Origin of the sequence: Streptomyces sp. NPDC001502 (genome assembly GCF_042894785.1) — a bacterium.
GTDB lineage: Bacteria > Actinomycetota > Actinomycetes > Streptomycetales > Streptomycetaceae > Streptomyces > Streptomyces kutzneri.
Map to the genome: position 1 here is coordinate 1 of NZ_JBIAVW010000047.1, position 11792 is coordinate 11792.

At 71.3% G+C, this 11792-nt stretch carries 17 protein-coding genes; 12 read left to right on the forward strand and 5 right to left on the reverse strand.

Annotated elements, in window-relative coordinates; translation table 11 throughout:
- Nucleotides 1-609: 609 nt before the first annotated feature.
- A complete protein-coding gene (locus ACFY0D_RS39875) occupies nucleotides 610-1692 on the reverse strand; it encodes a hypothetical protein (protein WP_390802753.1) in 1083 nt (360 codons plus the stop codon).
- 303 nt (nucleotides 1693-1995) lie between these two features.
- Here ACFY0D_RS39875 and ACFY0D_RS39880 point away from each other — a divergent pair, with 303 nt between their 5' ends.
- Both ACFY0D_RS39880 and ACFY0D_RS39885 read left to right on the forward strand, forming a co-directional pair.
- Nucleotides 1996-2619, forward strand: coding sequence for a hypothetical protein (locus ACFY0D_RS39880; protein WP_390802754.1), 624 nt, complete (start codon nucleotides 1996-1998; stop codon nucleotides 2617-2619).
- Entirely contained in the window at nucleotides 2616-2933 is a 318-nt protein-coding gene (locus tag ACFY0D_RS39885; RefSeq protein WP_390802755.1) for a hypothetical protein, read from the forward strand. Before ACFY0D_RS39880 ends, ACFY0D_RS39885 begins: the two co-directional genes overlap by 4 nt.
- A gap of 90 nt (nucleotides 2934-3023) precedes the next feature.
- Here ACFY0D_RS39885 and tpg read toward each other — a convergent pair whose 3' ends face one another.
- Genes tpg through ACFY0D_RS39905 form a run of 4 tightly spaced genes read right to left on the reverse strand, consistent with a single transcriptional unit; the run spans nucleotide 3024 to nucleotide 4229 of the window.
- Nucleotides 3024-3575: a telomere-protecting terminal protein Tpg gene (gene tpg, locus ACFY0D_RS39890; protein ID WP_390802756.1), complete on the reverse strand. Its 552-nt coding sequence runs from the start codon at nucleotides 3573-3575 to the stop codon at nucleotides 3024-3026.
- Nucleotides 3575-3751, reverse strand: a complete 177-nt coding sequence (locus ACFY0D_RS39895; protein WP_390802757.1) for a hypothetical protein — start codon at nucleotides 3749-3751, stop codon at nucleotides 3575-3577. The genes tpg and ACFY0D_RS39895 overlap by 1 nt, the downstream gene beginning before the upstream one ends.
- Before the next feature lie 17 nt (nucleotides 3752-3768).
- Complete coding sequence (locus tag ACFY0D_RS39900; protein ID WP_390802758.1) at nucleotides 3769-3981, reverse strand: hypothetical protein; 213 nt, start codon at nucleotides 3979-3981, stop codon at nucleotides 3769-3771.
- Nucleotides 3978-4229, reverse strand: coding sequence for a hypothetical protein (locus ACFY0D_RS39905; RefSeq protein ID WP_390802759.1), 252 nt, complete (start codon nucleotides 4227-4229; stop codon nucleotides 3978-3980). The genes ACFY0D_RS39900 and ACFY0D_RS39905 overlap by 4 nt, the downstream gene beginning before the upstream one ends.
- A 182-nt stretch (nucleotides 4230-4411) precedes the next feature.
- Here ACFY0D_RS39905 and ACFY0D_RS39910 point away from each other — a divergent pair, with 182 nt between their 5' ends.
- The 10 genes from ACFY0D_RS39910 (at nucleotide 4412) to ACFY0D_RS39955 (ending at nucleotide 10695) form a co-directional block, all read left to right on the forward strand.
- Nucleotides 4412-4540 (forward strand): hypothetical protein, encoded by a 129-nt coding sequence (locus tag ACFY0D_RS39910; protein WP_390802760.1) that lies wholly within the window; start codon nucleotides 4412-4414, stop codon nucleotides 4538-4540.
- Between the two features lie 150 nt (nucleotides 4541-4690).
- Entirely contained in the window at nucleotides 4691-4843 is a 153-nt protein-coding gene (locus ACFY0D_RS39915) for a hypothetical protein (RefSeq protein WP_390802761.1), read from the forward strand.
- Complete coding sequence (locus ACFY0D_RS39920; RefSeq protein WP_390802762.1) at nucleotides 4840-4986, forward strand: hypothetical protein; 147 nt, start codon at nucleotides 4840-4842, stop codon at nucleotides 4984-4986. The genes ACFY0D_RS39915 and ACFY0D_RS39920 overlap by 4 nt, the downstream gene beginning before the upstream one ends.
- The gene (locus tag ACFY0D_RS39925) at nucleotides 4983-6128 is read left to right on the forward strand and encodes a hypothetical protein (RefSeq protein ID WP_390802763.1); all 1146 of its coding nucleotides are present in this window, start codon (nucleotides 4983-4985) and stop codon (nucleotides 6126-6128) included. The genes ACFY0D_RS39920 and ACFY0D_RS39925 overlap by 4 nt, the downstream gene beginning before the upstream one ends.
- The gene (locus ACFY0D_RS39930; protein WP_390802764.1) at nucleotides 6125-6322 is read left to right on the forward strand and encodes a hypothetical protein; all 198 of its coding nucleotides are present in this window, start codon (nucleotides 6125-6127) and stop codon (nucleotides 6320-6322) included. The genes ACFY0D_RS39925 and ACFY0D_RS39930 overlap by 4 nt, the downstream gene beginning before the upstream one ends.
- Nucleotides 6322-6507 carry a hypothetical protein gene (locus ACFY0D_RS39935; protein ID WP_390802765.1) on the forward strand — a complete coding sequence of 62 codons (186 nt, stop codon included), beginning with the start codon at nucleotides 6322-6324 and terminating at the stop codon, nucleotides 6505-6507. The genes ACFY0D_RS39930 and ACFY0D_RS39935 overlap by 1 nt, the downstream gene beginning before the upstream one ends.
- Entirely contained in the window at nucleotides 6504-6731 is a 228-nt protein-coding gene (locus tag ACFY0D_RS39940; protein ID WP_390802766.1) for a hypothetical protein, read from the forward strand. The genes ACFY0D_RS39935 and ACFY0D_RS39940 overlap by 4 nt, the downstream gene beginning before the upstream one ends.
- On the forward strand, nucleotides 6731-6970 hold the full coding sequence (locus ACFY0D_RS39945) for a hypothetical protein (RefSeq protein WP_390802767.1): 240 nt from the start codon (nucleotides 6731-6733) through the stop codon (nucleotides 6968-6970). The genes ACFY0D_RS39940 and ACFY0D_RS39945 overlap by 1 nt, the downstream gene beginning before the upstream one ends.
- Nucleotides 6971-7032: 62 nt before the next feature.
- The gene (locus tag ACFY0D_RS39950; protein WP_390802768.1) at nucleotides 7033-7356 is read left to right on the forward strand and encodes a hypothetical protein; all 324 of its coding nucleotides are present in this window, start codon (nucleotides 7033-7035) and stop codon (nucleotides 7354-7356) included.
- A 552-nt stretch (nucleotides 7357-7908) separates the two neighbouring features.
- Nucleotides 7909-10695, forward strand: coding sequence for a hypothetical protein (locus tag ACFY0D_RS39955; RefSeq protein ID WP_390802769.1), 2787 nt, complete (start codon nucleotides 7909-7911; stop codon nucleotides 10693-10695).
- Nucleotides 10696-11792: the final 1097 nt, after the last annotated feature.

An 11792-nucleotide genomic window follows, 5' to 3' on the forward strand; every position in this document is an offset into this window, starting at 1 on the left:
CCCCGCGGAGCGGGTACTTATGCGCTGACGCGCATAAGAGTGCGTCGAGGCGCTGGCGCGCCTCGCGGGCCGCGCGCAAGCGCGCAGCCGGTGCCGGCCCGGCGGCCGAACGCGAGCGCTGCCGCGCCCGCGTTCTTCCGACCGAGCCAACCTGTCTTCCCTAGGAGCCCGGCAGATTTGGGTGACACCCCCCTGGGGAAAACAGGCCTTTTCCCAGGTCAGAGGGTGTAACCCATGTGTGGACGGGTGTCACCCATGCTTGTGGATTTGGGGCGCCGATTCTGGGGATAACCAGCCGTTTCCGCAGCTCAGAGGGTTGGGCGGACCCCGGCAGATTTGGGTGACACCCAATTTGGGCGAATATGCGCCCATTTGGCGGTCACTTTAACCGTGGATTTAACCCTGCGCCGCGAATTGGGGAGCCGGGCGGTGCCGTTCCTGTGGACAACCCGACGTTTTCGCAGGTCAGAGGGTGTAACCCACCCCGGACGTTTTGGGTGACACCCAACGCGGGGCGCCTGGCGGCCGTCTGAGCGCCGTTCAGGGCATGGAGCGGCCCCGCCATCCGGGAGGCGGATGACGGGGCCGGTGGCGGGCCCTGAGGGGGTCTCAGGCGTACAGCTCCTGCCCCACCCGCAACGTCTCTCCAGTGAGCCGCATTTGGCGCAGGCGCCGGGCGATGGCGTCGTCCGCCACGTCGATGGAGATGCCCGCCGCTTCCCGGCGGCGGCAATCCGCGCAGTGCGTGATGTGCTGGGGCGCCTTGAAGCGGCCGCCGCATCCGCCCGCGCAGTCGCGGACGGACGGGGTTGTGTCGTACGCCTCCTGAGCCAGCGCCACGTAGCCGGTCATGGGCGCCCGTTGGGTGAGCCGCCACCGGATCAGTCCGAAGGCGTGGCCCTTGACGGTCTCCTCGTGGTCGGTGGAGTAGGTCATGGCGGCGAGGACTGCGGCGGGCGGGTAGCCGATGTGCAGGCGCGGGATCACGAGCAGCTCGGCCGCGCCGGTGCGTTCGCGGGCGGTCATCTTTGCGGTGAGGAGTGGGGCCTGGGCGAGGACGTCGAGCGCGATGTTCCGCAGCGCCCGGTACTCCTCCGGGGTGTAGAGCTCCACCAGGGCGCCATCGCGCCGCTTGCCGTCGAGGAACACCCACCGGAGGCCACCGCGGCCCCCGGTCTCCGCCACCCGCTCCCCGCGCAGGAAGGGCGCCTCCTGGGCGTGGCGGGCGTGCAGCCTGCGCCCGGTCAGCGCGGCGACGTGGTCGCGGACGGTGCGCTCCGCGATGCCGAGTGCGGCGGCGATCTCCTGCTCGGCGAGCTGGACGTGCCAGTCGTCCCCGGCCTGGGAGGCGAGGACGATGACGATCCGGCCGCAGGTGCGGCAGGACAGCGGTAGGCCGGCAGCCCACTCCAGCGGGGAGCGGCGCTGTGCGGCGGCGGCCGTGGTCGGCGTGGCGGGGCACGGGACCACCGGGGTCCGGCCGTCGGCCTCCACCCACCCGCACTCGATCAGGTAGCGGACGTGGACGAGCGCCTTCTGGCGGGAGATTCCGGCGGCGGCGGCGATGGCGGCGCCGGTGATCGGCTGGCCGAGGGCGCGGCGTGCGTGCTGGCGGAGGACTGCGTCGATCCTGACGCAGGAGCCGCAGGCAGTGGGCGGGGCCTGCTTGTGGGCGGGGCGGGTCTGGGTCACTCGGGCGGGCCTTCCTGCCCCCGGGATGGGGGCGGTGCGCCGCTGCCCTGTGGTGCGGGGGGAGAAATCTCCCCTACACTCGGCAACGACTTAGGACGTCACGCCGGGGCCCTGATCGATCCGTGAGCTGGTAACTCACGGAGCTACTCGATCCGGGCCTTTGGCGTTTTCTGGAGCTGATCTAGGTGGGCCACAGGCTACGCCTGGGACCGGACAAGCCGTGACGGCCACTCAGCAGCCGGTTAGGTCTGTGGTGGTGGCGTTCTCGCAGTAGTGCAGTAACGGGCGCGGTACCGTACGCGCGTGCTGACCATTGCTTTCATCAACTTGAAGCCCGGTACGGGCAAGACGACGTCGGCCGTCTGGCTGGCCCATGCGTTCCATGCCCGGGGGCTCAGGCCGTTCCTGGCTGACGCTGACCCCGGGGCGTCCTCGCTGCGCTGGTCCGACCTCGCGGACGGCTTCCCGTTCCCCGTGGCCGGGCTGCCCGTGAAGGACCTGCACCGGCGCGTGGGGGACTTCGCCCGGGGCTGTGACGTGGCGATCGTGGACGTGCCGCAGGTCGAGGACCACGCGGGGATCGCCAGGTCCGCGATGCGCTGGGCGCGGGAGATCGTGATCCCTGTGGCCCCGGCCGGGGTGGAGCTGGACCGGATGGGGCCGATCAAGGGAGAGATTGAGGACATGGCGGCGGTCCGCGCGGATGAGGCGCGGGCCTGTGTGCTGCTGAACCGCGTGGTCACGAACGCGGCCTCGGGTCCGGCGGCTCGCAAGGTGCTCACGGACCTGGGGCATGACGTGCTCAGTACGACCGTGCCGCGCCTTGAGCTGTACTCCCAGAGCTTCGGCGGCCCGGTCAGTGCAGTAGGTACTGCATACGACGAGCTGGCGACCGAGCTCCTGGCCCGTGACGGGGCAGGCCGGTGAACGCCCGCGAGAGCGCCGCAGCGCGCGCGGAGCGCCTGGCCCGAGCCGCCACCAGCCGCAGCGACGTGAAGCGGCCCGCCGCTCCCGAGCCCGAGGTTCGCCGGGGTGCGGTGCGCACCAAGCCTGTGCGGATCACCGTGGACCTCGCCCCGGACCTGCACCGCCGACTCAAGCGCCGGGTGGCCCGGACGGGGGAGCGGATCGGCGTTCCAGACCTCCCGCTGGCCGAGGTGGTGCGCGCTCTGATCCGGCGCATGGAGGACGATCCGGAGCTGGCCGCAGCGATCGCCGATGACCTGCAAAAGAGCCGTTGACCTGCGGAGCAACTGCCCGGCTGGTGCAGTAATGCAGTAACCCGCCGGTGCAGTAATGCAGTACCTCATGTGTCTCCCCCTTGCCGTCGCTCAGAAGCCGAAGTCGATGTAGTCGATGTCGGTGAGTTCGACGTCGAGTCCTTGGGCGCGTCGGCCGCCGTCGCGGAAGTACGACTCCCCGAGGGCGCCGCCGACGATCGCTTGGAGCTCGTCTTCACTGGCTCCGGCGCGGTACGCGGCGAACGCCGCTGCGCTGTTCTCCGGGGTGATGTGCTGGGTGATCCGGCGCAGGCGGCCGTCGTCGGTGGTGCCGGCCGGGGCGCGGAAACCGAACCGGGCGCGGGTCTCCACCACGATCCCCCGGGCCGCTGCCTGCTTCTCCGCGCGCGCCTTCACCTTGGGCTGCCAGTCCTTGCGGACCTCGCGTTCCAGCGCGGCGGCGGCCTTGGCGTTGGGGGCGCGGTCGCCCTTGAGGTAGCGCTGCACGGTGCGCTGGGTGACGCCGAGGCGGGCCGCCACGGCGGCCGTGCTCCCCTTCTCCGACTTGAGGAGGAAGGCGAGCCGGGTGTCGGCCCGGGCCGGGATCGGGCGGGTGGTCGCGGCCTGGCGGGCGCGGTCGAGTGCGTCGCGGATGGCGCCCATCAGCGGCCGGTCCGCTCGGTGATGGCGGGGTCGGTGGTCCACGCGCCCGGGGCGGGGTCGTCGAGGTCGCCGAACCGCCACATGAACGAGCGGTCGTCGTCGTCGGGCTCGGTCCCGGCCGGGGTGGCCGGGGCGGTGGTGGCGGTGGGCGTGGTGCTCTTCTTCCTGCCGAACATGAGGTTCCCCCCTCGGGTCAGATGGCGCGGAGTTTGGCGGCGAGTCGCTCGGGACCGGGGCCGCTGGCCCACCAGCCGTTGCGCAGCAGCTGGCGTTCGTGGCACTCGGGGCACGGGCGCGGCGGGGCCAGCACCGTGCCCTCCCCCGCGCAGGTGCCGCAATCCGCGGTGCCGTTCGGGTCGTGCGGGTCGGCACCGAAGTGCAGCGAGTCGTCCGTGACGGCGTTCACCGCCGTGACTGCTGCGGTCGGACGTCTAGGCCAGCGTCTTGCAGCCACGTGTAGAGCGTCTTGCTGCTGACCTTGGCCAGCTCGCGGATGCGGGTACGAGCGGCGCCGACTTCGGCGGCCGCAACGGCTGCGGTTTGGAGTTCGGCCACGCGCTGAGCGAGGAACTCTTGGGCTTCGTCGCGGGCGGCTGCTGCCGCCACGACCGCACGCAGGGCAGCAGCCTGCGTTTCTTCCGGAATCTCAGACATGCAGGTCAGTATAGGGATTCCGACCCTTGGGCGACAGATTCAAACCGCAAGACTCGGAACTTGTTTCCAAGGGTTTGATGCCGTAGCGTTCTTCTCGTCAGGCCAACCGGGCGAACTGCCCGGAACGCCCCGGGCATTCCTATGTCAACCGGGTCAATCCGGTTGGTGGTGAGGGGAGTCAGATGAGCGAGCAGGAGCAGCAGGCAGCCGCGTTGGCGGAGGCGCTGAGGCAGCAGGCGCTGGCGCAGGAGGAGGCGACGCGTCGTCTGGTGCAGACGATGGCGGAGGCGTACGAGCGGGACGGTCACTGACCCGTTGCCCGATCCGCCTGGCTTCGGCCGGGCGGTGAGGGGAGCTGTCAGCTCCCGTCTCCACAACTGAAAACGGCCCACCGGCCGGTGCTACCAACACCGCCGGGGGCCTGAGACGACACCCCTGAAGAGACCAGGAGGTGCGGTCCTGTGACGGATCGTATCGATCAGTCGTACAACCCCGCGCACGAGGTGGCCACGGCCGCCGCGATGGCGCGGGCCGCCGAGGCCGCTGCTGCGGCCGAGGCCGCCCGCCAGGCCGCCGAGGCGCTGCGTGCGCAGCTGTCGGGCGGTGCCCGATGACGCCGGAGGAGCTGGGCGCGTTGCAGGCCGAGCGCCTGCTGGCGATGGCGGCGGCGCAGCGGGAGGCCGACAGGCTTGCCGGTGAGGCGCAGGCCGATGCACTGCTGGCCGCGCTGGACGAGGCGCGGGGCGGTGCCCGATGAACGGGTTCGAGTCCGGGCGCCCGCCGGTGGCCCCGATGCCGGTGAAGCCGCCCAAGCCCCGGCGCGAGCCGAGGCCGAAGCGGCCGATGCACGCGAACATCACGGACGGGCTCCTGGTGCTCCTGGCCGCCGCGTCCCTCGGTCTGTCCGGGTGGTCTCTGGCCACCCTGCTGATGGAGGCCGGGGCCCCGGTGTGGGTCGCCTGCCTCGGGGTCGGCGTGTTCGACCTCGTGGCGCTCGCGGCGGGCTTGCAGGTGTACGCCCGCCGCTCGGCCCCGCACACCGCCGGGGGCGCCCGGCTGGTGATGATGGCGGCGCTGATCGCGTCGTCCGTCGTCAACGGTGCGCACGGCGTGGCACTCGGAGGGTGGACCACGGCCGTGGTCCTGGCCGCCGCGCCGCTCTCCTTCGAGGTGGTCTTCGAGCTGCGACACCGCACGCTCACCGCGCTGATCTGGGTGCTGTGGCGCCGCCAGGCGTGGACCGCGCTGCGGCGGGACGCGTGGGAGCGGATCGCCCCCGTGGCGGCCGGGCCCACGGTCACCGTCGAGCACCAGGACGTCCCGCCCACGGTGACGATCGAGCGCGAGCACCAGGCGCACGCGGTGCCGGCCGACCCCGCCGTGGCGGAGCTGGCCGTGCTGCGGGCGGAGCTGGCCGCGCTGAAGGCGGAGCGTCCGGCGATCGAGGCGGAGGCGCGGCCGGTCACGGCGGAGCAGGACGCGGACGAGCGGGAGCGGGAGGCGCTGGCCCTGTACCGGGCGGTGACGTCCGACCCCGGCGCCACGGAGGCGGACCGGGCATGGGCCGTCGATCGGGTCGAGGCGGCCGTGCGGCGGGAGCCGGACGTCCGTCCGGCCGAGGAGCCGGTGCAGGTCACGGCCCCGGCGCCGGAGGCACCTGCCCCCGGCGGCGTGCGGGGTGACCGGGTGCCGGACCAGCGGCCCGCGTCGATCGCCGCCGGTGTCCGGGAGCTGCGCGCCGCGCAGATCACCGATCCGGCCGTGATGGCCGCCCGCCTGTCGGTCCTGATGGACCGGCCGGTCACGGTTGACGCGATCAAGCGGGAGGTCCGCCGCGTGCGGGCCGCCGAGCGGGCCGCCGAGACGGACACCGACTCGGGGACGGGGGCGTACCTGTGAGCGCCCGGGTGCGTCCGGTGTGGGCGCTGCGGGTGCTGGTGGGCCTGTGGGCCCTGATGGGGATCGTCGCGGCCGTGCTCCTGGCGGCCGGGCTCCCCGCCCCCGCCACGGCCGTGGTGGCCGTGGCGGCCGGGTGGGCGGTCGGCTGGCCGCTCGCGGTCCGCGAGGAAGCGCGCCGGAAGGCGGTGCGGTGATGGGGCTCTTCGGCCGCCGGGTGGCGGACATGCCGACCCCCGAGGACGAGTACTACGCCCGCCGTGGTGCGGCCCGCGCGAAGAAGTGGGCCGCCACCACCACGGGCGCCACGGAGGCGGCTGCAGAACGCAGCCGGCACGCGGAGGCCACCGCCAAGGTGAGCCGCTGGAGGCGGGGCCGGTGAGCGCGCCGCGCCTGCTGGCCCCCGGCGAGCACGAGTGGACCCTCACCGCGGACTTCACCGACGTGGACGCGTGGGTGGCCGGTCACGGCCGCACCGTGCTGACCGAGTCCGAGTCCGTCCTGGCCGTCTGCGCGCGGCTCCTGGTGGAGCTCGCCGGACCGGAGCTGTCCGGTCTGGACGCCACCGTTCGATTCACGATCAAGGCCACGAAGGAGACCCGCTGATGTCCGGACCCGAGCCCCGCGAGTACACGGCGACCGAGAAGGCCAAGATCACGTGGCTGATCGCCCGTGCGGTCAAGCAGGGGCCCGCCAAGATCGATCGGCAGCTTGAGGCGGTCAAGGCCGCCGCGTGCGAGCGGGAGCGGATCGAGGACGCGGCCCGCGCCAAGGTCGCCGCTGAGCGGGAGGCCGTTCGGTTCGAGGCGGCCGTGGCGAAGGCCGCCCGCAAGTACCGCAAGTAGGCAGACCATCGCCCCGGGGCCGGACATCCGGCCCCGGGGCTCACCCCGTGGGAGGGACAGACATGGACGAGCACGACGAGTACGAGCGGCGGTTCTGGCCCGCGCGGATCGCGGTGTGGGTGCTGGTGAACGTCTCCGGCAACGCGCTGCTGGTGGCGGGCGTGGTGACCAACGCGCTGCTGCACGGGCCGCAGACGAGCCCCTGGACGTCCACGTGGGCCACAGGCGTGGCCGCGTGCCTGGCGTACGCGGTGGTGGAGAAGGCGCCGTTGCTGGCGACGTCGGCCGGCACCCGGCGCACGGTGGCCGACTGGGGCCAGGAGCAGGCGGACCGCGTGGCCGACTGGGCCGGGTGGGAGTGGGACGAGGACGAGGACGGCCGGTGAGCCGCCGTCCGCGCCGTCCCCGGCGGGCCGTGACCGATGTCCCGCTGCGGCCGGTTGAGCCGGTGGCCGGTCAGCTCCCGCTGTGGCCGGACGCAGCCTGGGAGACGGGGTCACAGCCGCGTCCGCCTGCGGTTTCGGGTGCTGCGCCGGTGACCGGTCCGGTGACCGGTGACCGGTCACCGTGACCGATCCGGGACGCGGGGCGGGTGTGACCGGTGAGCCATCCGGTGACAACGGACGTGTGAGCTAGGTCACTTGGTGTCACACCGTAGGCGTCCGGCGAACCCGTAGCAGGAGAGCGGCCAATGTCGCCCGATCGAGTGATCCACGTCACAACGTGTCTGGATCTCAAGATCATCCGTACTTGGTCCGGGTGAGGGGATCCGTCTCCCCCATCCACAGGCCCGGACCCGCACGCTGCACCAAGCCCCCGAAAACCGGGGGTGCATGTCAGTCACACCAGTCACGATCACCAGACCGGACCGCCCGGCAGGACTCCTGCCAGAGTCACCGCCCGCCGGGCGGTCCGCCGCATGGAAGGGGAACCCACGCGTGCAGAGCATGACCGAGACAGCGGCGCCGTACACGGCGACCGCACCGCCCGCGCCGGATCCGGCCGGGCCCACCCTCAGTGAGTCGGTGGGGGAGTGGCTCGGCTCGATCGGCTCTTGGCTGTGGGAGCACCGCCCCACCACCAACCAGGGGTGGACCACCCTCGTGGTCCTGGCCGCTGTCGCGGTGGGCACCCTGGCGGGCATCGGGGGCCGGTCCCTCAAGGACAAGGGCCGCAAGGAGCGGCCCGGGTTCAACGGGTTCGCCGACGCCATCGGCGAGGGCCTGGCCGTCGCCCTGGGCCGACTCGGCCGCCTGATCGCCCGCTTCCTGGCAGGACGTCCGCTGTGGAGCGAGCCCAAGTCCGACGCCACCTGGTGGCGCCCCGGTACACGTACCGACACGGCCGAGACCGCCGTCCCGATGGCGCAGCTCGGCGCCATCGCCGCCCCCGCCGCGACCTTCGAGAAAACCGCGGGGCCGTCCCCGTTCGCGATGTGGCTGGGCAAGCACGCGGCCCGGCTGTTCGAGCGGCTGGACGCCTACCAGGGGCGCGGCCAGCGCGCCCTGGAGTGGCTCGGCGTCGCGGTCGTCACCGTGGCCACCTGGCTGGGCCGCCTGTGGCGCATGGCCTGCGCGACCGGACGCGCCCTTGCGGCCGTGGGCCCCGTCCTGCGCGCCATGGGGCGGCTGATCGGCTCCTACCCCCGCTGGGCCCGAGCCGGGGTCCTGACGGCCCGTGTGGCCGCCGTGGCGCTGGTCTCCGCCTGGCTGCTCGCCCCGCAGGCGCGCGGCTGGATCGTCCTGGCGGCCCTGGCCTCCCCGCTCCTGGTGGTGGCGGCCGCCGTCACCGGACCGCACGGCCTGCGGTGGTGGCGCGGCTACGAGCCCACGTTCGCGGGCATCCACGGCCCGAACCTGTGGCGCGCGCTGCGGCCGGCACTCGGCCTCGATGAGGACGCGGTCATGCAGGCCTGGCTTGAGCTCCCCTACGACGAGACCGCCGACGGGGCCGCCATCATGCTGCGGCTCCCCGCCAACGTGCTCATGGGCAGCGACCGCGACCGCCAGGCGCTCCACGACGTCCTGCACGCGGTCATCCCCGGCGCATGGGTCGCCCACTGGCAGACCCGGGGCCGCGAACGGTTCGTCCGCTGGACCATCGACGCCTCCGGCCCCGGCGCGGACACGGAGTACGGCCCCGGCCTCTGGCTCCCCGTCCGCCGTCTGCTCGGCGTCCCCGAGTGGGAGGCCCGGCGGGACTGGCTGACCGTCTCGGACGTCGTGGACGCCGAGGCAGGCGAGATCCGCGTCCGCATCCCGTCCGGCTGGCTGGGGGAACCCGAGACGCTGTCCGCCATCGTCCGCACCCGCATGCCGGGGGAGTGGACGATGACCCCGGACGTCGCCCTGAACACGGACATCACCGCCGTTTTCACCCGCAAGACGGCCCCGAAGCCGATCGCCCCGCTGCCTCTTGAGGTGTCCTGGCAGAGCACCGGCGACCCCCGAAAGCTGTACTACGGCGAGACCCACGACGGACCCGGCTACGTCCACACGGCGACCGCCACACCGCACATCGGAGTGTCTGGAGAGACCGGATCCGGAAAGTCCACGCTGCTCTATATCGCCATTGTGGTGGCCCGACAGGCCGGAGAACTGGTTACCGTCATCGACCCGAAGCAAAACAGCATGGTCGAGGCGGACGGCAAATCCGGCGTGCGAATCCACACGGAAACATACGACTGCGTGATGGCTATCGCGGAGTTCTTCACCTCAATGCAAGCCGCCGAAAAATACAACGGCGCGAAATACAGGAACTACAAGGGAGACAAAAAGCCCGTCGGCCGACTTCTCGTCATTGACGAACTGCCGTCCTTCCGCGAATACGTTGCCGCCTGGTGGAAGTACATCATCAAGGAGCGTGGATTCCCGCCGGTCCTCGTCTGGTTCCAACTCATCCTGATGCAGGGACGATCCAGCAACCACCGCGTGGCCGTCGGAACACATCAGTTCAGCATGGACGTATTCGGCTCCACCATGGCCCGTGACCAGGTCGGCACAAAGATGGTGGTCGGCGAAACCTCCCGCCCCTCATGGGCCGTTGCCTACGGCGCGGACACGCCCATGCTGACCTATGACGAGACCATTCCCGGACGGGGCGTGATCTCCACCAAGGGACGCAAGAAGAAGAAGATCGGAGCGAACGGGATGCCCGAGCGCGTCGAGGAAATCCAGTTCGCCTACGTCACCCCCGACGTGGCCCGTCTCCTGGACGCCTGCCCGGCCGCCCCGGCCTGGTTCGATCAGGGCGAGATGGCTCCCTGGATCGAGGCCGAGGACATCGCGCGGGCCAACTCCGCGGCTGCTGTCGCGGACTTCCTGCCCGGCGGCTCGTACGTCACCCCGGACGACCTGACAGCTGACACTGACATGGACGCCGAGACGACAACACTCCCCAAGCCCAGGTCAGAGCGTGTCTCTGACACGTCTGCGGTGTCAGGCAAGCCCCAGGCCGGCACCCCGTCCATGGCCGAGCTGGTGGAGCGCCTGGCGGACGAGGAGCCCGAGCCCGACCGCTGGACGCTCCGCCAGGCTTGCGACATCGGCATCGTCCCCAAGACGTACGGCGCCGCCCGTCAGGCCAAGTCCGACATGGCCAAGCGAGGCATCCCCTTCCCCGCCGGAGAGGTCCGCAAAAACGTCACCTGGTACACCCGCGAAGAACTGGAATCCGTATTCGGTGCTCCCGCCGAAGTGAATGAGGACGCCTCAGAAACCGTGTGAGGAAGCCCCCTTACCGGCCGGTGGCACCGAGACCAATGGTCCGGGGCCACCGGCCTTTCCACGGCCACACAGAGCCGCAAAGACAGCCGCGCCCCAACGCGCCTACGAGAAGGCCGTTATAGGCCGGACGATGCCCGGGAGCACGGCCCTAACCTGATACGCGGCCCGCACGGACAGCCGCCACCACACGGCCATTTGGGCCTTTTGGCAAACCGTGGCCCGGGACTCTACAGTCCGGGGCCATTCCCCTATCGGCCGGAAGCACAGAGAGCAGGAGAGATGGAAAAGGAAGAACTCTGCGACAACTGCGGGGAAGCGTGCGGAGACGACTACTGCGGGAAATGCCCGCACTGCGGCGGAGAGCTGGAGGAAGACTACGTGTGGCCCAACCCGTGCATGAAATGCCGACTTGAGGAGCACAGGAACGCGGCCCGCGATCCGCTCCCCTTCGACATCTAGAAGCGCCCGCCAAGCACTCGCAGAAAGGTCCGGATGCATACCTATTCACTGCCCCAGACACCGCCCGGGAGGGGGTACGCCAAAATCCCGGATCCTACACAGCACTCAGAATGATGCATCGGGCTCGTGTGCTGACTCCAGAGTCGGGCGGTGCGCCAAAATGACGCATCGTCCGGGGGTGTGACCCCGATCCGCCAACGGCACATGCTGCATCAAATTGGAGGGCGCGTGCGCGGGCCGCCCGCGCATCACGCACGGACGGCCCTGGAAACGCGCTTTTCCATATACGCTACGCCTCTCCAGCCCCCGCACAAGGCCCGCCCGCACCTCCCCTCCCCGACGGGTGCCGGCCTAGACTCCCCAAGCCTCTGACCTGCCCGCAGGCGCCCACAGAGCCCCGCCACCCCCTCACTGCTGCTGGCGCGGCGTAGCCGCTCGGGTCGGGAGCGTCAGCGGACGACCCGCCGAGAGGAGGACCCGCTTGCGGGGACTCCGCCTATTCGCGCTCGCGCGAATAGCTCCGCCTTTCAGAATTCCGCTCGCGGAATTCAATTCACGCGCTTGCGCGGGAATTGCCGGAGCGCAGCGGAGGCATTCTCTATAAAGCGCGCCAGCGCTTTATATCCCGCTCCGCGGGG

Excerpts from the sequence above, each read along its gene's own strand:
- ACFY0D_RS39910 (WP_390802760.1), top strand. The coding sequence starts at position 4,412 with ATGAGCGAGCAGGAGCAGCAGGCAGCCGCGTTGGCGGAGGCGCTGAGG.
- ACFY0D_RS39925 (WP_390802763.1), top strand. The coding sequence starts at position 4,983 with ATGAACGGGTTCGAGTCCGGGCGCCCGCCGGTGGCCCCGATGCCGGTG.
- ACFY0D_RS39950 (WP_390802768.1), top strand. The coding sequence starts at position 7,033 with ATGGACGAGCACGACGAGTACGAGCGGCGGTTCTGGCCCGCGCGGATC.
- ACFY0D_RS39935 (WP_390802765.1), top strand. The coding sequence starts at position 6,322 with ATGGGGCTCTTCGGCCGCCGGGTGGCGGACATGCCGACCCCCGAGGAC.
- ACFY0D_RS39920 (WP_390802762.1), top strand. The coding sequence starts at position 4,840 with ATGACGCCGGAGGAGCTGGGCGCGTTGCAGGCCGAGCGCCTGCTGGCG.
- ACFY0D_RS39895 (WP_390802757.1), bottom strand. The coding sequence starts at position 3,751 with ATGTTCGGCAGGAAGAAGAGCACCACGCCCACCGCCACCACCGCCCCG.
- tpg (WP_390802756.1), bottom strand. The coding sequence starts at position 3,575 with ATGGGCGCCATCCGCGACGCACTCGACCGCGCCCGCCAGGCCGCGACC.
- ACFY0D_RS39945 (WP_390802767.1), top strand. The coding sequence starts at position 6,731 with ATGTCCGGACCCGAGCCCCGCGAGTACACGGCGACCGAGAAGGCCAAG.
- ACFY0D_RS39905 (WP_390802759.1), bottom strand. The coding sequence starts at position 4,229 with ATGTCTGAGATTCCGGAAGAAACGCAGGCTGCTGCCCTGCGTGCGGTC.